Annotated in this window: 16 protein-coding genes and 3 pseudogenes; 3 read left to right on the top strand and 16 right to left on the bottom strand. The window is 68.6% G+C overall.

Features of this window, described 5'->3' with window-relative positions:
* Nucleotide 1: 1 nt before the first annotated feature.
* The 7 genes and pseudogenes from FHS42_RS33720 to FHS42_RS33685 form a co-directional block, all read right to left on the bottom strand.
* On the bottom strand, nucleotides 2-583 hold the full coding sequence (locus tag FHS42_RS33720) for a hypothetical protein (RefSeq protein ID WP_184579729.1): 582 nt from the start codon (nucleotides 581-583) through the stop codon (nucleotides 2-4).
* A gap of 45 nt (nucleotides 584-628) precedes the next feature.
* Complete coding sequence (locus FHS42_RS33715) at nucleotides 629-1,795, bottom strand: DnaB-like helicase N-terminal domain-containing protein (protein ID WP_184579727.1); 1,167 nt, start codon at nucleotides 1,793-1,795, stop codon at nucleotides 629-631.
* On the bottom strand, nucleotides 1,792-2,022 hold the full coding sequence (locus FHS42_RS33710) for a hypothetical protein (RefSeq protein ID WP_184579725.1): 231 nt from the start codon (nucleotides 2,020-2,022) through the stop codon (nucleotides 1,792-1,794). The genes FHS42_RS33715 and FHS42_RS33710 overlap by 4 nt, the downstream gene beginning before the upstream one ends.
* A pseudogene (locus FHS42_RS33705) lies at nucleotides 2,019-3,807 on the bottom strand (type IV secretory system conjugative DNA transfer family protein). The gene FHS42_RS33710 and the pseudogene FHS42_RS33705 overlap by 4 nt, the downstream one beginning before the upstream one ends.
* A 359-nt stretch (nucleotides 3,808-4,166) precedes the next feature.
* The gene (locus FHS42_RS33695) at nucleotides 4,167-4,664 is read right to left on the bottom strand and encodes a hypothetical protein (protein WP_184579710.1); all 498 of its coding nucleotides are present in this window, start codon (nucleotides 4,662-4,664) and stop codon (nucleotides 4,167-4,169) included.
* A 26-nt stretch (nucleotides 4,665-4,690) separates the two neighbouring features.
* Complete coding sequence (locus tag FHS42_RS33690) at nucleotides 4,691-5,464, bottom strand: hypothetical protein (protein WP_184579708.1); 774 nt, start codon at nucleotides 5,462-5,464, stop codon at nucleotides 4,691-4,693.
* 198 nt (nucleotides 5,465-5,662) lie between these two features.
* Nucleotides 5,663-6,358: a hypothetical protein gene (locus FHS42_RS33685; protein ID WP_246495792.1), complete on the bottom strand. Its 696-nt coding sequence runs from the start codon at nucleotides 6,356-6,358 to the stop codon at nucleotides 5,663-5,665.
* Between the two features lie 92 nt (nucleotides 6,359-6,450).
* Here FHS42_RS33685 and FHS42_RS38355 point away from each other — a divergent pair, with 92 nt between their 5' ends.
* Entirely contained in the window at nucleotides 6,451-6,582 is a 132-nt protein-coding gene (locus tag FHS42_RS38355) for a hypothetical protein (RefSeq protein WP_281392926.1), read from the top strand.
* 32 nt (nucleotides 6,583-6,614) lie between these two features.
* Here the strand turns inward: FHS42_RS38355 and FHS42_RS33675 are convergent, their stop codons facing one another.
* The 7 genes from FHS42_RS33675 to FHS42_RS33645 form a co-directional block, all read right to left on the bottom strand.
* The gene (locus tag FHS42_RS33675; protein ID WP_184579706.1) at nucleotides 6,615-8,183 is read right to left on the bottom strand and encodes a putative type IV secretion/conjugal transfer ATPase; all 1,569 of its coding nucleotides are present in this window, start codon (nucleotides 8,181-8,183) and stop codon (nucleotides 6,615-6,617) included.
* 26 nt (nucleotides 8,184-8,209) lie between these two features.
* The gene (locus FHS42_RS33670) at nucleotides 8,210-8,662 is read right to left on the bottom strand and encodes a DUF6238 family protein (RefSeq protein ID WP_184579703.1); all 453 of its coding nucleotides are present in this window, start codon (nucleotides 8,660-8,662) and stop codon (nucleotides 8,210-8,212) included.
* A 34-nt stretch (nucleotides 8,663-8,696) separates the two neighbouring features.
* Nucleotides 8,697-10,169, bottom strand: coding sequence for an SCO6880 family protein (locus FHS42_RS33665; RefSeq protein WP_184579701.1), 1,473 nt, complete (start codon nucleotides 10,167-10,169; stop codon nucleotides 8,697-8,699).
* A gap of 143 nt (nucleotides 10,170-10,312) precedes the next feature.
* On the bottom strand, nucleotides 10,313-11,707 hold the full coding sequence (locus tag FHS42_RS33660) for an SCO6881 family protein (protein ID WP_184579699.1): 1,395 nt from the start codon (nucleotides 11,705-11,707) through the stop codon (nucleotides 10,313-10,315).
* A 27-nt stretch (nucleotides 11,708-11,734) separates the two neighbouring features.
* The gene (locus FHS42_RS33655; protein WP_184579697.1) at nucleotides 11,735-12,427 is read right to left on the bottom strand and encodes a hypothetical protein; all 693 of its coding nucleotides are present in this window, start codon (nucleotides 12,425-12,427) and stop codon (nucleotides 11,735-11,737) included.
* Entirely contained in the window at nucleotides 12,424-12,732 is a 309-nt protein-coding gene (locus FHS42_RS33650) for a DUF6112 family protein (protein WP_184579803.1), read from the bottom strand. Before FHS42_RS33650 ends, FHS42_RS33655 begins: the two co-directional genes overlap by 4 nt.
* 84 nt (nucleotides 12,733-12,816) lie before the next feature.
* Nucleotides 12,817-13,965, bottom strand: a complete 1,149-nt coding sequence (locus FHS42_RS33645) for a C40 family peptidase (protein ID WP_184579694.1) — start codon at nucleotides 13,963-13,965, stop codon at nucleotides 12,817-12,819.
* Nucleotides 13,966-14,545: 580 nt separating this feature from the next.
* Between FHS42_RS33645 and FHS42_RS33640 the strand changes: the two genes are divergently transcribed.
* Nucleotides 14,546-15,292, top strand: a complete 747-nt coding sequence (locus FHS42_RS33640; RefSeq protein WP_184579692.1) for a DNA-methyltransferase — start codon at nucleotides 14,546-14,548, stop codon at nucleotides 15,290-15,292.
* A gap of 96 nt (nucleotides 15,293-15,388) precedes the next feature.
* Here FHS42_RS33640 and FHS42_RS38870 read toward each other — a convergent pair.
* Nucleotides 15,389-16,325 (bottom strand): annotated as a pseudogene (locus FHS42_RS38870) (DUF5655 domain-containing protein).
* Between the two features lie 637 nt (nucleotides 16,326-16,962).
* Here FHS42_RS38870 and FHS42_RS33635 point away from each other — a divergent pair.
* The gene (locus tag FHS42_RS33635) at nucleotides 16,963-17,238 is read left to right on the top strand and encodes a hypothetical protein (protein WP_184579690.1); all 276 of its coding nucleotides are present in this window, start codon (nucleotides 16,963-16,965) and stop codon (nucleotides 17,236-17,238) included.
* Between the two features lie 683 nt (nucleotides 17,239-17,921).
* On the opposite strand, the pseudogene FHS42_RS33630 reads toward FHS42_RS33635, so the two are convergent.
* Nucleotides 17,922-18,205 (bottom strand): annotated as a pseudogene (locus FHS42_RS33630) (IS630 family transposase); the annotation flags it as partial.

The raw sequence follows: 18,205 nt of genomic DNA, 5'->3' as shown, positions 1-18,205 counted from the left end.
GTCACCGACCCCGAGCGATCCGGCTCGCAGGAGCTGCTGCTCCCGGGACTGTCGGCGGAGGTGAAGCGAATGCGGGAGCCGCGGTCGCGGATCGGCTACGGGCTGCCTGCAGCCGCGCGGACGGAGGCGAGACCGTCGCTGACGCGGCGTGAAGGGCGTCGGCGGCTTCGCGTAGGGCGGTGTCCGCCATGCTGAGCGCGTCATCCGTCACCCGTGCCGCAGCCTCCCGAGCGTCCCGGGCATCGGGCTGGTCGCGGAGGTGCTCGGTCTGGTTGAGGAACGAGAGCTGGTGGGCCACTGCCCCGAGAGCGGATGCCGCCTCGCCGGCAGGCCCTACGGCGGCGGCGAAGCTGGTGATGGCCCGCGCGGTGTGGGCCTCCTGGTCTTGGCCGACGACCCGGGAGGAGACCTCGTCACCCAAACCGCTGATCAGCGCGCCGAGTTCGGAGATCTGCTGGGCGACGGCGACGCTGTTCGGCGAGCGGTGGGGGTCTCCGGGAATCGGGAGCTTGCCGCGCTGGGCATCGAAGGCTGAGGCCGTGGCACGCAAAGCCAAGGCATCGGTGTCGGGGGTGTTGTTCACGGTGAATTCCAAGGGAGAGGACGAGCGACGGAAAGAGGGGAGGGTTCAGCTGTGTCGGCGAGAGGGCGGTCGCACGGCGGCCGGGCTGGGGGCAGAGCCAGGCCGGACCGGGGACGGCGAGACTGGGCGCGGTGTGCTGCGGGCGAGTGCCGCGTGCACCTGCGCAGGGGGCGGCCCGGTGGGTGAGGGAGCCGGGGTCGGCGTCGGTGCGGGGCGGCCGGTCGCGGTCTGCCAGCGGGCACGCACTTCATCGAGCGGACCGAGCGCGTGCAACGCGTGATTGATGAGCCTCCCGGGGGCCAAAGCCTCGTTCTCCGCCAAGGCCCGGATGGCACGCGCGGAGGTCGCCGCCGTGCGGGTGACCGACGAGCGCATCACCAGCTCGCCGAGCCATTCGGCGCTGCCTGGACCCACGCCGTCGCAGATGGCGGCGAGCTGATCGCTGGACAGCGTTCCGTCGGCCAGAAGCCCACGCCGCTGTGTCTCCCAGAGCAAGGTGACCCGATCGATGGGCTCACCCCGGTGGTGCAGTGCGCCGAGGCAGCGGTAGAGCTGCCCGTGGGCGGGGTCGGCGAAGTCGCCAGGCCGCAGCCAGCCGACTACCTCGTCCATGGCCTTCGGCTGCTCAGCGAGGACGGCCAGAAGGAACCGCTCGTCCTCGGCGACCCGGTCGGCCCGAACCAGCGGTGGCAAGGCCGGGACGGCGGCCGACGGAGTAGCAGGCGTGACCGGGCGCGGTTCGGTACCCCACCGCTGTGCGAGATCGCTGAGCACGCCGGCAAGGACGTCCGCGTAATGCAGGGCTCCCTCGACGTCGCCCTGCACGGCGTCGGCGCGAGCCGCCTGGTGAAGGCGGATCGCGTGTTCGGTGATGCTGCGCTGGATCGCGCCCTCCAGCACCATGCGGCCGTACACCGGAGCGTGCGCGGGCCGCGGGCAGGCCACGATCAGGGTGTGGGCGTACGTCGCGGTCAGCCCTCGTACGTGGGTGCTGGCCTCGGCGACCGCATCGGTCACCCACGACAGCGGTACGGTCTCTTCCGCCAACGCGGGGTGGCCGTCGTCCCGGAGCTTGCGCAACGCGGCGAACAGCGCCTGGTGGGCTGGTCGGTAGAAGTGATCTGGTGCGAGCCAGTCGAGGTTCGAGAGCTGACCCGGGTCGAGCAGCACGGAACCGATCACCGCCTGCTCCGCGCCCAGCAACGGGTTCATCGCTGACCTTCTGCGTCACAAGCGGGAGGTTCGCTCTCCCGGGCGCGGAGGTCGGCGACCGCCTGGTCGGCAGCGACCAACGCCTGGGCGAAGCGGTCCAGCGTGCTGGTGAACGCGGGGTCGGAGGCGAGTATCGAACCGGCCCCGCTGACCAACCACCACTGCCCGTCGCGCAGAACGACCGGCGAGCGTACGAACCGCCCGGGACGCGGCGTGGGCGCGCTCATACCGACAGCCCGAAGTCGTCACGGCCGCGGGTCTTCGCGATGGCGCGTTCGGTGATCGCCTTCGTCGCACGGGCCGAGGCCGGGCCGACCACCTTGGCGGACGGCTCCTTGTACCAGGGCCGGAGATCGAGCATGGCGATGCGGATGCCGGTGGCCAGGAGCAGTGCCTTGCCCTTGGGTAGGGCCCGAATCGCGTCGGGTGGCAGGATGCGCTCGGTGCGCATGCTCACCGAGGTGGACTTGCCGCTGTCGCTGGTCGACACCGAGGTGGTCTGCACGTCGTGGTCGCCGACCTGCCTGCTGAGCCGGTCGGCGAAGTCCGCGTCGTCGATGCCCGAACCGATGATCTTGACGGTCGCCGCGGACCATAGTGCGTCCATGCCGGCCTCGCCCCAGCATCGCTGGCCCTGCCGGTAGGACTGCAGGATCGTCATCGGGATGACGCCTCGGCTGCCCAAGTGGCTGTAAAGATCCGGGAGATCGCTAATTTTGCAGACGTTCGCGGCTTCGTCGAGGACGCACAGGGCGGGCGGATCGAGCCGTCCGCCGGAGCGCTCGGCGACGACCACGGCCGCGCGCATCACGGCGTCGGCCGCTGCGGCGATGATCGCGCTTGCGCTGCCGCCGCCGTCCTTGCTCAGGAGGTACAAGGTGTCGTAGGAGGTGGCGAAGTCGAAGGGCTTGAACTCGGGGAGATGCTTGGCGGGCGTTACCCAGGCTGCGACGTCCGGGTCGAGCAGGCAACTCGCGTACTGCCGCGCGGTCTCGTAGATGCCGTCGCGGGTCTCGGTGGCGCCGGAGACGGTGCCCTGGAGCTGGGCGGCGACCGCGTCGTGGCCGGCGTCGGTGAGCAGGTCTACCGGGGTCCGGTCGGCGGGGGAGGCGAGCCAGGCCAGGACATCGGTGATCGGGCGCTGGTGGCCGGCGGCAGCGAGGAACAGCGCGCCGAGCGTGTTGCTCGCGGCGGTGGACCAGAAGTCGGAGCCGTTCGATTCGTCCACACTCGCGGCGACGAAGTGTCCGGCAAGGCGTTTCGCTCCGGCCAGGTCGCGGGCGTCGGCCAGGATGTCCCACCACATCTCGCGTGGGTGGTGGGCGATCTGCTGGGGGTCCAGGGCCCAGACCGTGCCCACTTCGGCGCGAGCGTCCACCGTCGCGGTGAAGGCGTCGTTCGCGGCCTTATTACTGGTGAGCAGGACCGGGCCGGGCGCCGCGAGAATCGCCGGGATCGCGAGTCCGGAGGTCTTGCCGCTTCGCGGAGCCATGATCGCGACGATCACGTCCTCCCAAGACGCGCGGACAGGGGCCCGTCCCGGGGAGAGAGTGCCGAGCAGGATGCCGCGGTCAGCAGGGGCGACCTCTTTGACACTCCCTGCCGCTCAGGGACGGCCGCAGGCTCCTGGCCTTGGCGGTGATCTCCTTGTCCAGCAGCGGAGCGAGGTCGGCCTTCCGGGCGAGGCCGTTCTTCGGCCCGCCGCGCAGCCGCATCCACAGCACCAGGCCGAGGACGGCGAGGCAGACGGACAGCAGACCGGGGATGATCCGCACACCGACCAGCAGGGCGGTGGTACTCAGGTGCGGCCACAGCACCTCGGGATGAAGCAGCGCGTCAGCGGCCCTGAACGCGGACCAAGGCCCATGCCCCAAGAGGGAGTTGGTGAGATTGCCGCTCAGCCAGGCCAGCGAACCGCAGGCGAGCGCGATGCCGAGTATGCCGAAGAGGAGGTAGAGGAGCGCGTCCGACCCGGTGGTGGTCGAGGGCGCGCTGGTACGCGGTGCGGGCATGGTGCTTCCTGGGAGTGAGCGCAGGCGAGTGATGGGGGCGGGGCACGCGGCGCTCTTCTGCTGGCCATCGAGGAAGCTCCTGTTCAGGAGGAAAGCCGGCGGTCCGGGCTATCGGGTGCGAGGGGCTCGGGGCGGCGCAGTGCTCGGCGCCGCGTCTGCGGAGCCGGCCGGGGTCGTTGCGCGCTGGGTGGCAGCATTCGGCGAGGAGGTACGGGCAGCGCGCTGCCGGTCCGCTTCCGGATTGCCATCGGCGGGCGGCGGGGCTGGAGCGACCGGACCAGCACCGTAGAACTCGGGCATGGGGTATCCAAGTCTTCGACAGGGGAGCCGGTGCCCCGCCAAGGCGGGGCACCGGGTGGTCAGAAGTGGGGGTTTTCGGTCGGCCGGTCGGCTTCGGTGGCTGTCTGGAGCAGTTCGGCGAGGTCGTCCGGCTCGGAGGAGCGCTGGTCGATCCACCACCCGGCACGGTCGATGGCGCGAGCGGCCTCCTCGATCTCCTCCCACTCCATCTCGCTGGTCCCGCCTTCGAGGACCAGGGTGGTGTAGGCAGCGGCCAGGACCTGGTGGCGACAGCGCACTCCCCAGGCGACGGCTCGCTCGGTCCCTTCCAAAGGGGGCATCCGGTACTGCTGAGACCAGGCTTCGGATTCCGCCTGCTCTTGGGCCCGTTTGGCCTCCAGCCAGGCGGCCTTGCCCTGCTCGTCGCCCTCCCGGGCGGTCCGCCAGCAGGTGGTGCACTCCTGCTTGGCGAGCCATTCGGCGAAGCCCGCGCGACGGTCGGCTGCCCGGTCGGACAGGTCGCGTTCGGCGTGATGGCCGCAGGAGTGGGTGATCTGCCAGATGGTCTTCACGGCCATGGGTAACGCTCCTTACGGGAGTTGGGTCAGCGCTTGCGGGAGAACGCGATGCGCGGGTCGGCCGGCCGTGCCGCCGGAGTTGAGGTGGCGGGAGCGGGGACCGGAGCCTTGTTCGGGAGGTCGGCGTGGGCTGGGCTGGTGGCGAGCGCGGCGGCGCCGATGGGGAACTTGTGGGTGGTGAAGCCCTGACTGTGCTCGTGGCGCGCGGTTGGCGCGGGTGCCGGGGGGCGGCGCGCTGCTATGTCCTGGGCGAGATGGGGTTGCACCGCGACCTGGAGATCGGATCGGTGCATCGACACTGTGGCGTTGGCGACCTTCTCCAGGACCTCACTGCGGTTGGCGGTGATGGGCAGCGTGTAGATATCCAGGTTCGGATTCAGCCGCCAGCCGTGTTCCTCCAGGATCAGTGGGCCGCCGAGCGCGGCGGAGTGGTCGCTGGTGGCCGCGACGATGCCGAGCCGCGGATGCTCGGCGAACGCGACGTCGGGATCTATGCGCGGGGGCCGGTCACGGGTGGGAGTCCTGCCGGAGGCCAGCGAGGGGTCGAACGCGGCATCCGCATCGACTCGGTAGCCGGCCTTGCGCAACAGCGCGACGGCTTGGGTGGCACGCCCCTGTCCGTCGCGCTGTTGGTCGGCCAGCGCGTACAGCGTCGGCTTGCCCGGGACAGGGTGGAATCCGAACCCTTCCAGCATCCATGTGCCGGCTGCGAGGTGCTTCGGGTTCGCGGCGACGATGCCGTGGTCAGGGTGGTGGCCGAGCGCGACATCGGGAAGCGAATCGAGATGGGAGCTGGACATGGTTGATCCATCCGGTGCGGACTCGGAGATGGGGGCGGTCGAGGGCCGGGGCGGTTCTGGTGCGGGGCATGCGGTACTCCGAGGTAGGAAGCGGTCAGTGACCGGGTACGGGCGGGGGCGAGAAGGATGCAGCACGGGGCTGGTCGAGAATCCGGCGATCGGCCGGTTTGGCCTCGCCGGAAGTCGCTGCTAGGAGCGTCAACGCGAACGGCGTGTGGCGGCTGGATTCGACGCGGGCGGCGTGGGAGGCGGAACGGGTGGAGTCCCGCGATGACCGAAGCTGGATCGAGCGAGAGCAACTTGGGCACGTTCCTGCGATGAGTGATCGGGCACTGCCCGGCTGGCCAGGTGCTCGGCAGCTCGGACCAGTGCGGGCCCTTGATATGCCAGCTCTGCTGCCTGGTGCCAGCCCTCGGAGTTGCGGATCTCCTGCGCCCGGCTCGCGTAGAGCTCCCGCGACCCGGGGAGCGAAGCGTCCATGAGCGCCATGACCTGATCCCATTCGTGGCGGATTCGGCCTGCTCGTTCCAAAGTGGTGTCGATTCCGCGAAGCCGCCGGAGGTCTTCACTGATCGGCCCCTCGACGTAGTCGGCACCGCTGGCGGCGGCACGGACACCAGCCAGTGCTTCGGGCCCGTGGTCGAGAAAGACCTCGACGTGTGTCCACGCTTCGGCGTTGCGCTTCCGTACGCCGCTCAGCAGGCCCTTGCGGTCCAGAGACCGGTCGTCGTGGTTGTGGAAGGAGTTCGAGACCGCGTCCCAGGCATCTGACACCCGGACGATGCCGGCGGCGGCGGAGGCCAGCGCCGGAACGTGTAGCCGCCACGTCGAGTGATCGGCAGTCGGCGAAGGCTGGTTCTCCTCGGACGCGGGGGAGTTGGGAGGAGTGGGCATGATGGTCCTTGTGCCGGTGCTCACCGCGACCGCGGTAGAGAAAATGGATCGCAGCCCAGCTGAAGCCACAGGCTCTGCGAGAGGACCGCTTTTTGCAGGAGATCTTCGCGACCGACGGTGACGTACGCCGCATCTGCGACTTCTTCGGCATCGGTATCGACGCGGCCATGCGCTACACGCTGGCCCTCGCGAAGGCTGACCCCGACACCGACTCCGAGTGGTAGCCGACGGGAACGCAGGACCTCACCTGCAATCATCACTGCACCTCACGGAGACGGAGGGGCAGCAACGAGGCTTCAGTTTTCGTGAACTCGGCGCCTTTGGCCGACATGCGGGCGTCGGTGTCGAACAGTGCTCGCTCGGCGGGGTGCAGGATGTGCTGGGTGATGAAGCTTCGGCCTGCGACCTTCCACAGGCCCCGGCCCTTGGTCAGGGCGGACACCGCCTGGGTCTCCACGCCGGTCAGGCCGAGCAGTGAAGCGGCAGCAGCGAGCTGGTCGGGTTCCTGCCGGTAGATGATGCGGGTGGAGCAGTCGGCAAGCAGGCCCTCGGCCAGCACCCGGCCGCGCGAGCCGGCATCGCCTGCGCTGAGCAGGTCGCTCAGGCGGTGGATGACCATCAGGTTCGCGATGCCAAGCCCGCGAGAGAGCTTCCACTGCGACTGCATGCGCTCCAGCAGGCCGATGTGCCGCATCACCCGCCACGCCTCGTCGTAGATCACCCAGCGCCTGCCCCCGTCCGGGTCGGCGAGCGCGGACTCCATCCACGCCGAAGCGCAGGTCATCGCCAGCACCAATGCGGTGTCGTCGCCGGAGCCGCCGAGGCGGGAGAGGTCGATGGACAGCATTGGGGTAGTGGGGTCAAAGGCCACCGTCGAGGGGGCGTCGAACATGCCGCTCAGATCGCCGTGCACAAGGCGGCGAAGGGCGTGCGCGAGGTCCTGTGCGGCGGGCCCCATGTGTCCGGCATGGTTGCCGAGGGCTTGGTCGAGGCGCGCGGGTGAGCCGAGGGCGTGCGCGATCTGGCCGAGCAGCGGCACCGTGCCGTTGGCGTCGGCCTCGGCGACGACCAGGTCGAGAGCGAGGTCCAACGCGGTGTGCTCCATCGGCAGGAGGTCGCGCTTGAGCACGGTGCGCGCCAGGCCCGCCAGGAGAAGGAGGCGGCGCTTTCGAACCTCGGCCGACCAGTCGCCCACGCTTACCGAAGCGGGCCGGGCTGGAGCATCCAGCGGGTTCAGCCGGCCCGGAAGCCCTGGGCCGAGCGCGATGCTGCAGCCGCCGAGGGCCTGCGCCATGGCCGTCCACTCTCCCTTGGGGTCGCAGGGAACGTAGACCCGGTAGCCATGGGCAATCGCCCGGGTGGCTATCGACTTGGCCAGCGCGGACTTGCCCATGCCGATGATCCCGGCCAAGACGGCGTTCGGATTCGTGAAGCCCTCGATCCGCCCGCTGCTGTACAGCGAGAACGGGTCGTAGCAGAACGCCGCCTCCGCGTGGACGTCCCGTCCGATGAAGATCCCTTCGGCGCCCAGTCCTCCCTCCGCGAGAAACGGATAGGCGCCACTGACGGTGGCTGTGGTCATGCGGTGGGCAGGGAGGCTGAGCTTGCCGCCCCGAGCTGATGAGGAACCGGGCCGTCCGGACAACGGATAGGCCGGCCGCAGTTCCGGGTCGAGGCGCTCCTCGGCGCGGTGCTTTGGCGGTGCTCCGGCGCGGCGGGCCTGGCGGCGGGCCTCGGCGAAACCTGCGCGAGCGGCACGCTGCTCGGCGCGTGACGCCTTGCGGGGGATGAACAGGTGGGAGGCGCTGGCACGGGTGCGAGGCATGAACGTTTCTCCGTATGGAAGCCGGGTCAGCGGCGGACGAGACCCGTGAACGGCGAGTGCAGGTCGGCCGGGGTGGTGCGGCGGCGTACCAGGTGCGCGGTGCGCTGGTGGCGCTGGCAGATGGTCAGCTCTGGCGCCCCCTCGGGCAGGTCCGCCTGGCACGCCTCACGTTCGGGCACCTCGCCGGAGTCCGGGCGGGGTGCCGCGTGATACGCGGCGTGGATGTGGTCGGCGGCTTGCCAGATCCGGGTGCGGGTGGCGCGGAGCTGGTCGCCTTCGACGGGCACGAGCTGGCCGGTGCGGGCGGTGTGAGCGTCGAGCAGGCCGTGCAGCGATACGAGGTGGTCGTGCAGGGTGTCCAGTTCGGCGCGGGTGGTGATGAGGGGACCGCCGGGGATGTTGAGCGCGCGGTGGAAGTCGAGCGCGGCGGTGGCGAAGGGCATGAAGTCCTGCGCGGGCGGGCTGGCGGTGCGGGACATGGGGGTGCTCTTTCGGGGGGAAGGAGGGCCGGCATCAGACGGCGAGGGCGAGCGGCATAGCGGCGGCGGTGAACGCTTCGGCCTGCTGCCAGGTGAGCGGGCGAAGGTCGAGCTGGGCGCCGACGGCCGCGCTCTCCACGACGGCGCAGGCGGAGCGGAGTTCCTCCTCCGTGTCGGCCGAGACGGTCAGCAGACCGGTCAGGGCGACATCCGCGTGGCCCGCGATGAGCTGGCGCTCCCGGGACTTGATGTCCTGGTACTCGATCGAGTGCGCCTCGGAGTCGACCTGGCCCCGGCGGGCTCGCTCGGCGGCGTCGGCGATCACGCTGGACTTCTTGCGCTGGACGTCGCGCAGGGCGGCGTCCAGTCCCTTCGGCTCGTACGACAGCGACAGCGTGCGCCGGACCCCGGCGGTGAACAGGAGCTGGTGCAGAAAGCCCGCCGACGTTTCGGTGCGGGGCCAGTTCTCCACCCAGTACGTGGCGTGGACGGCCGAGTCGGTCATGATGTGGTCCGACTTCTCGACGACCACGACCGGACCGGCAGCAGCGGGCTCAGCCTCGGGACGTCCTGCCGTGGACCAACGATCCAACGATGCAAGGGCCTTGGGGTCGTACGCGGTGCGCACGACGGCCGCGATCTCGTGGGCGGTGAGCCAGCCGGTGGGGTTGAGCCCGGCGGTGCGCGCGGCCTGATCGAAGGTCGAGGTCAGTTGCGCCAGGACGCTGAAGGACCCGGTGAGGCCGCCACCGGCCTGGTTGATCAGCCGCCGTGCGGCCTTGGCGTCCAAGGACACCGCGACGTACGCCTCGTGCGGTGCCGCAGCCGGGCCGGCGCTTTGGATCAGCTCGCTGTAGATCGCACCCGCTACGGGGGCTTGGGGCTGGCCGTGCTCCTCCCAGTACCGGCGCAGCGCGTCACCAGAGTCGGGGACGGTGCGCTCGATCACCTGGATTCGGGCGACCTGGCCCGTGCGGGCGAGCGCGGCCAGTGCGCGTCCCCATCCGTTGACGTTGGCGTTCTGGGTTCCCGGGTCAAGCAACGCGAAGGCGCGGGAGGAGACCTTGACGACGGCGGTCAGGGTGCCGGTGTGGGGGTTGTGGACCGCGCCGTATCGGCGGTCGGGTGCGGTGACCACACGCAGGCTCGCCGCTGTGCCGGGCAGGTGGAGTAGCCCTTCGCGGATCGGGCGGCGGGAAGGCCGGGTGAGCCAGATCAACTGGCCCCGCGTTCGGCGCAGGGCGTACCGGGTGACGATCGGAGACCAGTCGGCCAGGGCACGGCCTCGGTAGCGGACGAAGACGAGGAGGGCGATGGCGGTCCACACCGGAATAAGTTCGAGTGCGCCGACCACGCCGCAGGTGAGAATCACGGCGAGCAGGAGAAGCCCGGTGAGGCTGACAACGATCAGTTGCGAGGCGGTCAGGCCGAGCAGGATGCCGCGCCGCGAACGGTGCGGAAATTTGACGCTGGCCGTGGCGGCTTCGGCCCGGAGATTGTCGGACATGGCGGTTCCAGACGGTGGGAGCGGGCGGGGGCGGGGCGTGCGGCGCTCTTCTGGAGGTCATGGCAGGGCTCCGTTTCTGGTGATCGGTGGCGCGGGGCGCGGGGGCGGGCTGCGGGTGCAGCCCGCCCCCAGATTGCGATGGGTCAGGAACCCGACGGCGGCTGGCTGGGATAGACCCAGTTCGTCGGTGGTGCAGAGCCGGATGCAGACGGCCCCGTGGAGGATGGCGGTGGCGGTGCTCCAGGGCCTGCCGGCGGCGCGGCACCAGCGCGGGTCATGCTGCTGCCCGCAACCGAAGCGGCAGCGAACTGGCCGCCCGCGGCGTGTCCTTCAGAACCTCCCGATTCGCCGTCGCCGGGTCGGGTGATGAGCGCCGGGATACCGGGGCGCTGGATCAGGGGCCGCCCCCCGTCGCCGGAGGCGTTCGAATCTTCGCCGTACCGGAAGCTGGTCCGTGGCTTCGGCGGTCCCGTGTCGATGCCCTCTTTGCTGAGGTTGCCGCCCGCAGGGTTGATGCCGGAGGCGACACCGTTCCTGTCCGCACCGGGGACCTTGTTCGGGCCTTGCGGAGCGGGAGCGCCCGCGTTCGCCTGCATCGCCAAAGTGCCCGCGGTTTTCGCGGCCCCGGCGGCGACCGCCAGGCCGCCGATACCGGACCGGTGCAGATCGTCATGACCACCGCTGTCGGTCGCCCAGTGGACGAACTTGTAGGTGGTGTAGGGACACAGGAGCACGAGGACCATGACGACGATGCCGGCCATGGCGTCGGACAGCGCGGCCATACCGTCGTCGGCGTCTGACTTGCCCATCGCGCTGACGCCGATCAGGAAGACCACGCTCATCAGCAGTTTCGATACGACCAAGGTGGCGGTGGCCTCGATCCATCCGCGCCGCCACCGTTTGGCGACCTCCCACCCGCCTCCGGACCCGGCGAACACGGCGAGGGCGACGAGTATCAGGACTCCGACCTTGCGGGCGACCATGACGCCCCAGTACATGAACGCGCCGATGGTGAAGCCGACAGCGACCACGGCGGGGACCGCCCAGCCCAGGCCGAACATCGCCCCCAGTTGGTTGACTTTGACGACCCGGCGGATCGCATCGTCGAGCGAGGTGTTGGCTGCTTGGAACAACCCTGCGGACAACGCGTCAACCACTGTGATGGCCACGGAGGTGAAGGCCACGGCGCAAAAGGAGAAGAGGACGCCGATCATGGTGCCGATCCCAGCCTGGGCCAGGGCGCGTTCGTCACGTCGCCAGGCCGCCGACATCAACTGGATGCAGAAGGTGGCGACGGTCAGGGTAAGGCCGATGGGCAGCAGCAGCTCGTAGTTGTCCCGGAACCACCGGGCGTTGAGATCGATAGCCGTGGTCGTGTCCACGGCTTTGACGGCGAGGTCCGCCGCGCTGGCGGCCAGTTCACCCGCGGACTTCGCGATCCACGCCCCGATGCCATCGGTGACGGTTCCGGCGGGGTTGGTGGCAAAGTCAACGGCGGCACAGACGCCGCCCATCATGGGCAAGTCGCAGACTCCCATGGCGGTACCTCCGTTCGTGGGTGGGGGTCAGGGTGCGACGGACGGCAGGACACCGGCCAAGGCACAGGGTCGGGAAGGCCGGCACTGGACCGCGAGGGTGGTAGCGCGGTTTTCGGCGCCCCCCGCAGGCGAGCCCTTCCACGCGATCGACTGCTTGCCGGTGACCGTGACGGCATAGACGTAGGCGTCGGTGATCGCTGCGGGGTCTGTCTGGAGAGCCCGGGTGAACGAGTTGGGGAAATGCCCCTCGTTCACGGTGGCGGTGGCGAACTGGCCGTTGGCGGCCAACTGCTTCCACAGCGCTGAAGAGGGGACGAGCGCGTCGATCGAAGCTGTGTCGGCGTACTTGGATTCGCTGGTCAGCCAGCCGCGCAAGGTCCGCAGCAACTCGGGTTGGGAAGAGGCCCGCGTGTCGTAGGACCACAACGCTGCTGCCGCCGCCTTTCCGAAGGCGATCGGGTCGTGCGTGGTCGGCGGGTCGGGCAGGGCGCTGGCACGCCCGCTTTGTGGTGGTGAGCTGGACACCGAGGCAGCAGGGGAGGAGGGCGACGCCGAAGTGGGATGCGGCGAACCTGCCTTCGAGGGTGCCCTATCACCGCGGGTGAGGTAGGCAGTCAGCCCTGCGAGGGTGACGAGCACGGCCAGAACAGCGGTGCCGAGCAGTACCCGGTGGCGTACACGGGAGGCGGGGGCGGAGTGTGCGGAGTCGGAGGACTTCATTGGACCTGTGACCCGAGCGAACTGAAGAAGGAGACGACGCCGTTCGCGGCACCCAGCAAGAGGGCCGCGCCAGCGCTGACCAGGACGCCCTTCTTGCCGCTGGCCTCCGCCTGGTGACCACCGGAATGGTGGCCCCAGGCCCAGACGCCCGCACTGACGGCGAGCGCCCCGACCACCGCGATGATGCCGAACAAGTTCACGGAGCCGACCACCTGCCTGAGGACGAACAGGCCGGGCAGACCGCCACCGTGCGGTGTGATGCCAGGGTCGTAGGCGAGCTGAATCGATTTCTCAGCGAGATACATCACGAACATCCGTTCGAATCGGTGCATGCCGAAACCCGAAGGGCGAAGCGGCGGTGCGAAAAAAGGAATGAGGGAAGACGCCGGTCAGAGGACTCGGCGAGCCGCGAGAATCTGCGACTTCCAGGACGCGAGGGTCGCGATGCGTACCACGTCACCGGTGTGCGGGGCGTTGATGATCAAGCCCTGGCCGATGAACATGCCGACGTGCTCGGGGACCTCGGCCGTCCCCCGGGTGAAGAGCAGGTCGCCCGGGCGAAGGGCGTCGGCCGATACCGCCTTGCCTTCCTTGACCTGCGTGTACGTCGTACGCGTCAGGGTCACCCCGGCGGCTTTGTACGCCTGCTGCATCAGGGACGAGCAGTCGCAGCGCCTCATCGGGTCGGGCCCGTGGGAGTCGGTGCAGCTCCCGCCCCATTGGTACGGCGTATCGAGCTGACCGAGTGTCCAGCGAATCGCCGTCTGGACCTTCGGCGGAGCGTCGGCGGGGATCTTGTACTCGGCCGGCACCGCACCGGGCGGGATAGTTCCGAAGTCGGTTCCGTCCCCGGCGGGCGCACAACCGTCCGCGGTGTCGGGCGGAGAGCTGCCGGTGCCAGCCGACCCGGATGGCGAAGGACTCGGTGACGCGCCGGCGGGCTCCGACAGCAGGGGCTCGATGGCCTGCTGCAAGGCGGTGGCCAGGGGCTCCCACTTGGCGTAAGCCTCGGGGAAGCCCGACTTCTGCACCGCTTGGGCCGCCTGGGCGACCGACAGCGACTGCCAGCCCGAGACCTTCTCCAGCGCCTCGTAGAACATGGTCGAGGAGTGCACCGGGTCGAGGATCTGGTCTGCGGTGCCCCACCCTTGCGACGGGCGCTGTTGGAACAGGCCCAGCGAATCGCGATCCCCGTAGGTCAGGTTCCGCAGGCCGCTCTCCTGCATCGCCGTGGCCAAGGCCACGACCTGCCCCCGGGCCGGGATGTTCTTCGCAATACCGGCGGCCTGGATCGCCTTGGCGTTGGGAACCTGCTCGGCTGGATCGTCCAGCCCCGACACGGACACCACACCCTTGGCGCCACCGCCGAGGAGGATCTCCTTCACCTGGGCGGACACGGCCGAACTGTCCACAGCTTGTGGGCCATCGTTCGAGCAGGAGGCCGTCGCGGTTCCGGCACCGATAGCGAGGATCGGCACGATCAGCAGGAGGGGACCGCACGCGAAGAGACCGAGCACGGCTCCGGTGGTCTTCTTCATCGCCGCTGCCGTTCACCGGTACGGCGGTGCCAGCCGAACAGCGGTGTCGGGTCGGGGCGTGGGGGTGCCAGGGCATGCTGCATCGCAGCGGCTCCTCGTGGTTCGTAGGAGGCGCGGTGCCGACTTCTCGTGCGAAACCGTCGGCACCGCGCCGATGCGAATCCGCCTCTCAGGGCGGGCCCGGGTCAGGTGAGTTGGTAGCTCCCGGAGGCCGGTGTTGGGTCAAGCACGGCAGCCAGCCGCGCTCGTAATCTCAGGCGGTACAACGGGTCTCCTCACGGCGTCTCGGACGAAGGGTCAACGGGTGTCCCGTGCTGCCCATTTGGACGTGACAACACGGATAAGCACAGGTCAATGGGGGTGGGATCGCTGCGCTGTACCGCTGATGTGGCGAGACAGTAGACCGGGAGTCCGGCCGCGCCAAACGGCTCTCGGGATCGGCCTCGGCCGGAGGCTCAGCTCGTTAGGTGCGGCCGGAATTCGCGAATAACCTCCGGCGCAACCCCGCTCGAAACGAACGCCGTTGAGCAACGTCCGGAGCGGGGCCCAGTCCCGCCGTGCCCTGAAAGAGGCCCCGTACATGAGCTACACGCTGCACCGAGGCGATGCCCTCACCGTGCTGAAGACCCTCCCGGACGAAAGCGTCAACGCCGTCATCACCGACCCGCCGTACAACTCCGGCGGGCGTACCAGTTCGGACCGCACCGGTCGCACCGCGCGAGCCAAGTACGTCACCAGCGGATCGACGCACGACCTGCAGAACTTCCCCGGAGAAAACCGCGACCAGCGGAGCTATCGAAGCTGGTTGACCGCCCTGCTCACCGAGGCGTACCGGGCCGCCACCGAGCATTCGGTGGCCATCGTCTTCTCGGACTGGCGCCAGGAGCCGACCACGTCCGACGCCCTGCAGATGGCGGGCTGGACCTGGAGCGGCACGATCCCGTGGATCAAGCCCGCCAGCCGGCCTCGCAAGGGTGGGTTCAAACAGTCGGCCGAGTTCATCACCTGGGGAGTCAAGGGCAGCCTGGCGAAGGATCGGGACCTGTACCTGCCCGGCCACTTCATCGCTTCCCAACCGCGCAAGGACCGGGTGCACATCACCCAGAAGCCGGTCGAGATCATGCGGCAACTCGTGCAGATCTGCCCCGAGAGGGGAACCGTTCTCGACCCGTTCACCGGCAGCGGCTCCACGGGGATCGCAGCCCTCCGCGAGGGGCGCCGGTTCGTAGGGGTCGAGCTGTCCTCGCACTACGCCGACGTGGCAGAACAGCGACTCCGCGCGGAGCTGACACAGGACGACTTCGTCCTGGCCGGACCGGAGGGGTGATCATGAGAGCGGAGAGCCCGAGGCCCGCGGACCGCAGACGCCCAAGGGCGGTTGGCGCATCGAGTAACCGATGCGCCAGCCGCCCTTCTGTTTGCGTCAAGCCGCCTCGAACGCCCGTCGGATCAACGGCGCCGCCTTCTCCAGGTCGGGCCGCCGAGGCGAGACGCACCTCCAGGCCCCCGGTCCCCAGGTGCCCGATGCCGCGCATGTCTCGGGTGAAACCCTCCTCCAACTCGACCGCGTCCGGGTCAAATCTGAGGTAGACCAGGATCGCTTCGTGCTTCGGACGGAAGATCACCGACGCGACGTTCACCAGCCGCCGGTAAGCGATGTAGTGCCTGAGAGGGGCCACCTCGACCTCGCCCCACGCCGTGAGTGCGTCGTCCAGCTCCGCGTACAGATCCCTCAAGCACTCCGGGACGAGACCAAAGCCCGTCGGCGGCGAAGTCACAGGGGCCGTCGGCACGCTGATAGTCGCCCTGTCCCGCCCCCTGGCCCGCCGAGACGAAGCAGCGTTCACCGAACCGGGCGAGGAGTCCACAAGCAGCAGGCTCAGGAGGTCACCGTCGAAGACGCGGTAGCGCACCAGGTCGATCCGCTCGGGCAGCCGCTGCACAGCCACACGGTCGTGGTGGGAGAAACCGGCCGCGATGCACACCAACCGCGGTCGGCGCCAGTCGATCGACTCAGCGGCCTCCACGCCCAGCACCTTCCGTACGAGCGCCTCGAACTCGTGGTGCGCCGACTCTAGCCAGGACAGATAGGAGACGGCCTGCGAAAGCACCCCGCTGTCGGAGCCCTTTTTGCACTCGATCACCACGGGGGAGTTGTTCTCGTCAAGCCCGAGTGTGTCGATCCGACCGCGGTGCCACGGTCCCGTCGGGTATTCCGAAGCCAAAAGGCGGATGCCGAGCATCGACTCCAGCCCAGCCTCGACCCGACGCTGCAGCTCCACCTCCAGCGCCACCGTTGAGCCCCGCACTTCGACATCCCGGCCATCGACATCTCTCCGGAACAGCATCAGGTCGGCCACCAACGTCCCCCTTGCCCGCGAGCCGTACAAAGGAAGCAATCGAAACCGCTCGTGGGGTATTCCGAGCGGAGCCGCACGTTCCTGAGGGCAGCGCACCGCACTGATACGGCATCACACGGTTCAGGCGAGGGATGGCCACCCCGGCCTCCATGAGGCGCAGCTAAGTAAAGCGGAGTAAGCGGGACACGGTTGAGCTGGCGATCAGCGTACCGAAGCGGTCCCGGGTCGTGGCTCCGAGCGATGACTAGGACTCCTTGGCGCGCGAGAGCTCGGTAGTTCTTCAGGCTCCGCCCTCATGGCGATGAATAACGTCACTCGAAAGAGTGGCGGTGGAAGCGAGTTAGGGCGGAGTTTTTCACGAACGCAGATCTTTTCTGCACGACAGTTGATCGGTTTAGTGCCTTGATGTTCGGTCTACCGCCGCTACGTGGGTGCAAGGTGTGTGCTAGCGACGTCTTGCTTGAGGTGATGCGGAGATTCCGCTTCCGTTTTCATGATTGTCAGCTCATGCCGTGATGCGTCGGCCAGAGGTTAGCGTGAAAGCGCATAGAAAAAGGGTCCCGAGTTGGCTGGCGCTCGCGTCAGGACCCTTCTTCGCGTGCTTCGTCATCCAACGCACCAGGGAGGCACGAGAGAATTGATTGAGCACACTCGTCGGGCGCTAGCGCGCCTTAAACGGGCGGCGCCCGGAGGGAGCATTCCGCTGCCGCTGCCATTCCAAACAGCCGTCGTCGGTATTTTCCTCACGTTCCGCTTCGGCTCGGTGCTGGCCATGATGGTGTTGGCAGTGGCGGTCATCTGGCCTGGGGCTTTGCCACCAGCCGTCCAAATGCTGATGACAGCACAGGCATGGTCGGATCGTAGTGCCGTCTCTTTCGTAAAAACCCGCCACATCGGCCGACGCGCCGAGTGAGAACTGACAGCTCGTGTCCTGACCACAACGAGTAGCGGGCCCCACCTGCTTGGGGCACGAGCTGTCCACTCGGGTCGGACGGAATCGACCTTTTCTACGACGAACCAACTCTAAATTTGCGCTCGTGCACGCCACAGCCGTTGTGAAGCTTGGCGGGCGCCCTCTACCAAGTTCTGTGGAGTGGACAACATGCCTCAGCGCCATGTCCTCGCCGGGACGCGCGCCAACTCCGAACTGGGTTCCACAGCCCGCCCTTTGGGGGAGTCCGTAAGCGCACCCCTTGCTTACACGGCTTTTTGCCACGATCACTGGCCGGTCTATCGGCGGTTCAGCAGCTCCATCGCCGGGTCGCCGCGCAGAGGTAGCGACCTTGCGCGTATCGCGCTGTCTGTTGTCGCCACCCACTGGCCGGTGGTGCTGGGGAGCGCCTCGCCCTCTGCGGCTGCATGGAACCTACTATCGCGCCAGTGCGCAGCAACGCGAGCGGAAACAAGCCAGGCGCACGGCATACTCGAACGTCTTGAGGCCGATGCGCTCGTACTGCGCCACAAGCTCGGACTCACGTCTCAACAAGCCGGCTATGCCATGGGGATGCCCGCAGCGGAATTTGAGCTCTTGCGCAACCGGGCTGTACGGAATCTCAGCTAGTGTGCTGCGCCAGAAATGGCGGCTCTAAATTGCTCTCAGGTATCGGTGGTTGGTGAGTTGACTTTGGTGAGGTAGTCGGCGAGTGAGTTGAGGATTTCGTCGGCTGTTTTGGTCCAGGTGAAGGGCCGTGGGTTCTCGTTCCAGGTGTCGATCCAGGCTCTTATGTCCTGCTCCAGTGCCTTCACGGAGGTGTGGACGCCGCGGCGGATGAGTTTGTCGGTCAGCAGGCCGAACCACCGCTCGACCTGGTTCATCCAGGAGGAGCCGGTGGGGGTGAAGTGGACATGGAAGCGGGGGTGTTTGCCCAGCCACGTCTTGA

It is taken from the genome of Streptomyces zagrosensis (assembly GCF_014203645.1).
Classification (GTDB): domain Bacteria; phylum Actinomycetota; class Actinomycetes; order Streptomycetales; family Streptomycetaceae; genus Streptomyces; species Streptomyces zagrosensis.
This window is presented reverse-complemented; position numbering and strand designations above follow the sequence as displayed.

Coding starts and splice junctions, on each gene's coding strand:
- FHS42_RS33640 (WP_184579692.1), top strand. CDS start 14,546: ATGAGCTACACGCTGCACCGAGGCGATGCCCTCACCGTGCTGAAGACC.
- FHS42_RS33650 (WP_184579803.1), bottom strand. CDS start 12,732: ATGTATCTCGCTGAGAAATCGATTCAGCTCGCCTACGACCCTGGCATC.
- FHS42_RS33695 (WP_184579710.1), bottom strand. CDS start 4,664: ATGGCCGTGAAGACCATCTGGCAGATCACCCACTCCTGCGGCCATCAC.
- FHS42_RS33655 (WP_184579697.1), bottom strand. CDS start 12,427: ATGAAGTCCTCCGACTCCGCACACTCCGCCCCCGCCTCCCGTGTACGC.
- FHS42_RS33690 (WP_184579708.1), bottom strand. CDS start 5,464: ATGTCCAGCTCCCATCTCGATTCGCTTCCCGATGTCGCGCTCGGCCAC.
- FHS42_RS33645 (WP_184579694.1), bottom strand. CDS start 13,965: ATGAAGAAGACCACCGGAGCCGTGCTCGGTCTCTTCGCGTGCGGTCCC.
- FHS42_RS33660 (WP_184579699.1), bottom strand. CDS start 11,707: ATGGGAGTCTGCGACTTGCCCATGATGGGCGGCGTCTGTGCCGCCGTT.
- FHS42_RS33665 (WP_184579701.1), bottom strand. CDS start 10,169: ATGTCCGACAATCTCCGGGCCGAAGCCGCCACGGCCAGCGTCAAATTT.
- FHS42_RS33675 (WP_184579706.1), bottom strand. CDS start 8,183: ATGCCTCGCACCCGTGCCAGCGCCTCCCACCTGTTCATCCCCCGCAAG.
- FHS42_RS33670 (WP_184579703.1), bottom strand. CDS start 8,662: ATGTCCCGCACCGCCAGCCCGCCCGCGCAGGACTTCATGCCCTTCGCC.
- FHS42_RS33710 (WP_184579725.1), bottom strand. CDS start 2,022: ATGAGCGCGCCCACGCCGCGTCCCGGGCGGTTCGTACGCTCGCCGGTC.
- FHS42_RS33685 (WP_246495792.1), bottom strand. CDS start 6,358: ATGCCCACTCCTCCCAACTCCCCCGCGTCCGAGGAGAACCAGCCTTCG.
- FHS42_RS33715 (WP_184579727.1), bottom strand. CDS start 1,795: ATGAACCCGTTGCTGGGCGCGGAGCAGGCGGTGATCGGTTCCGTGCTG.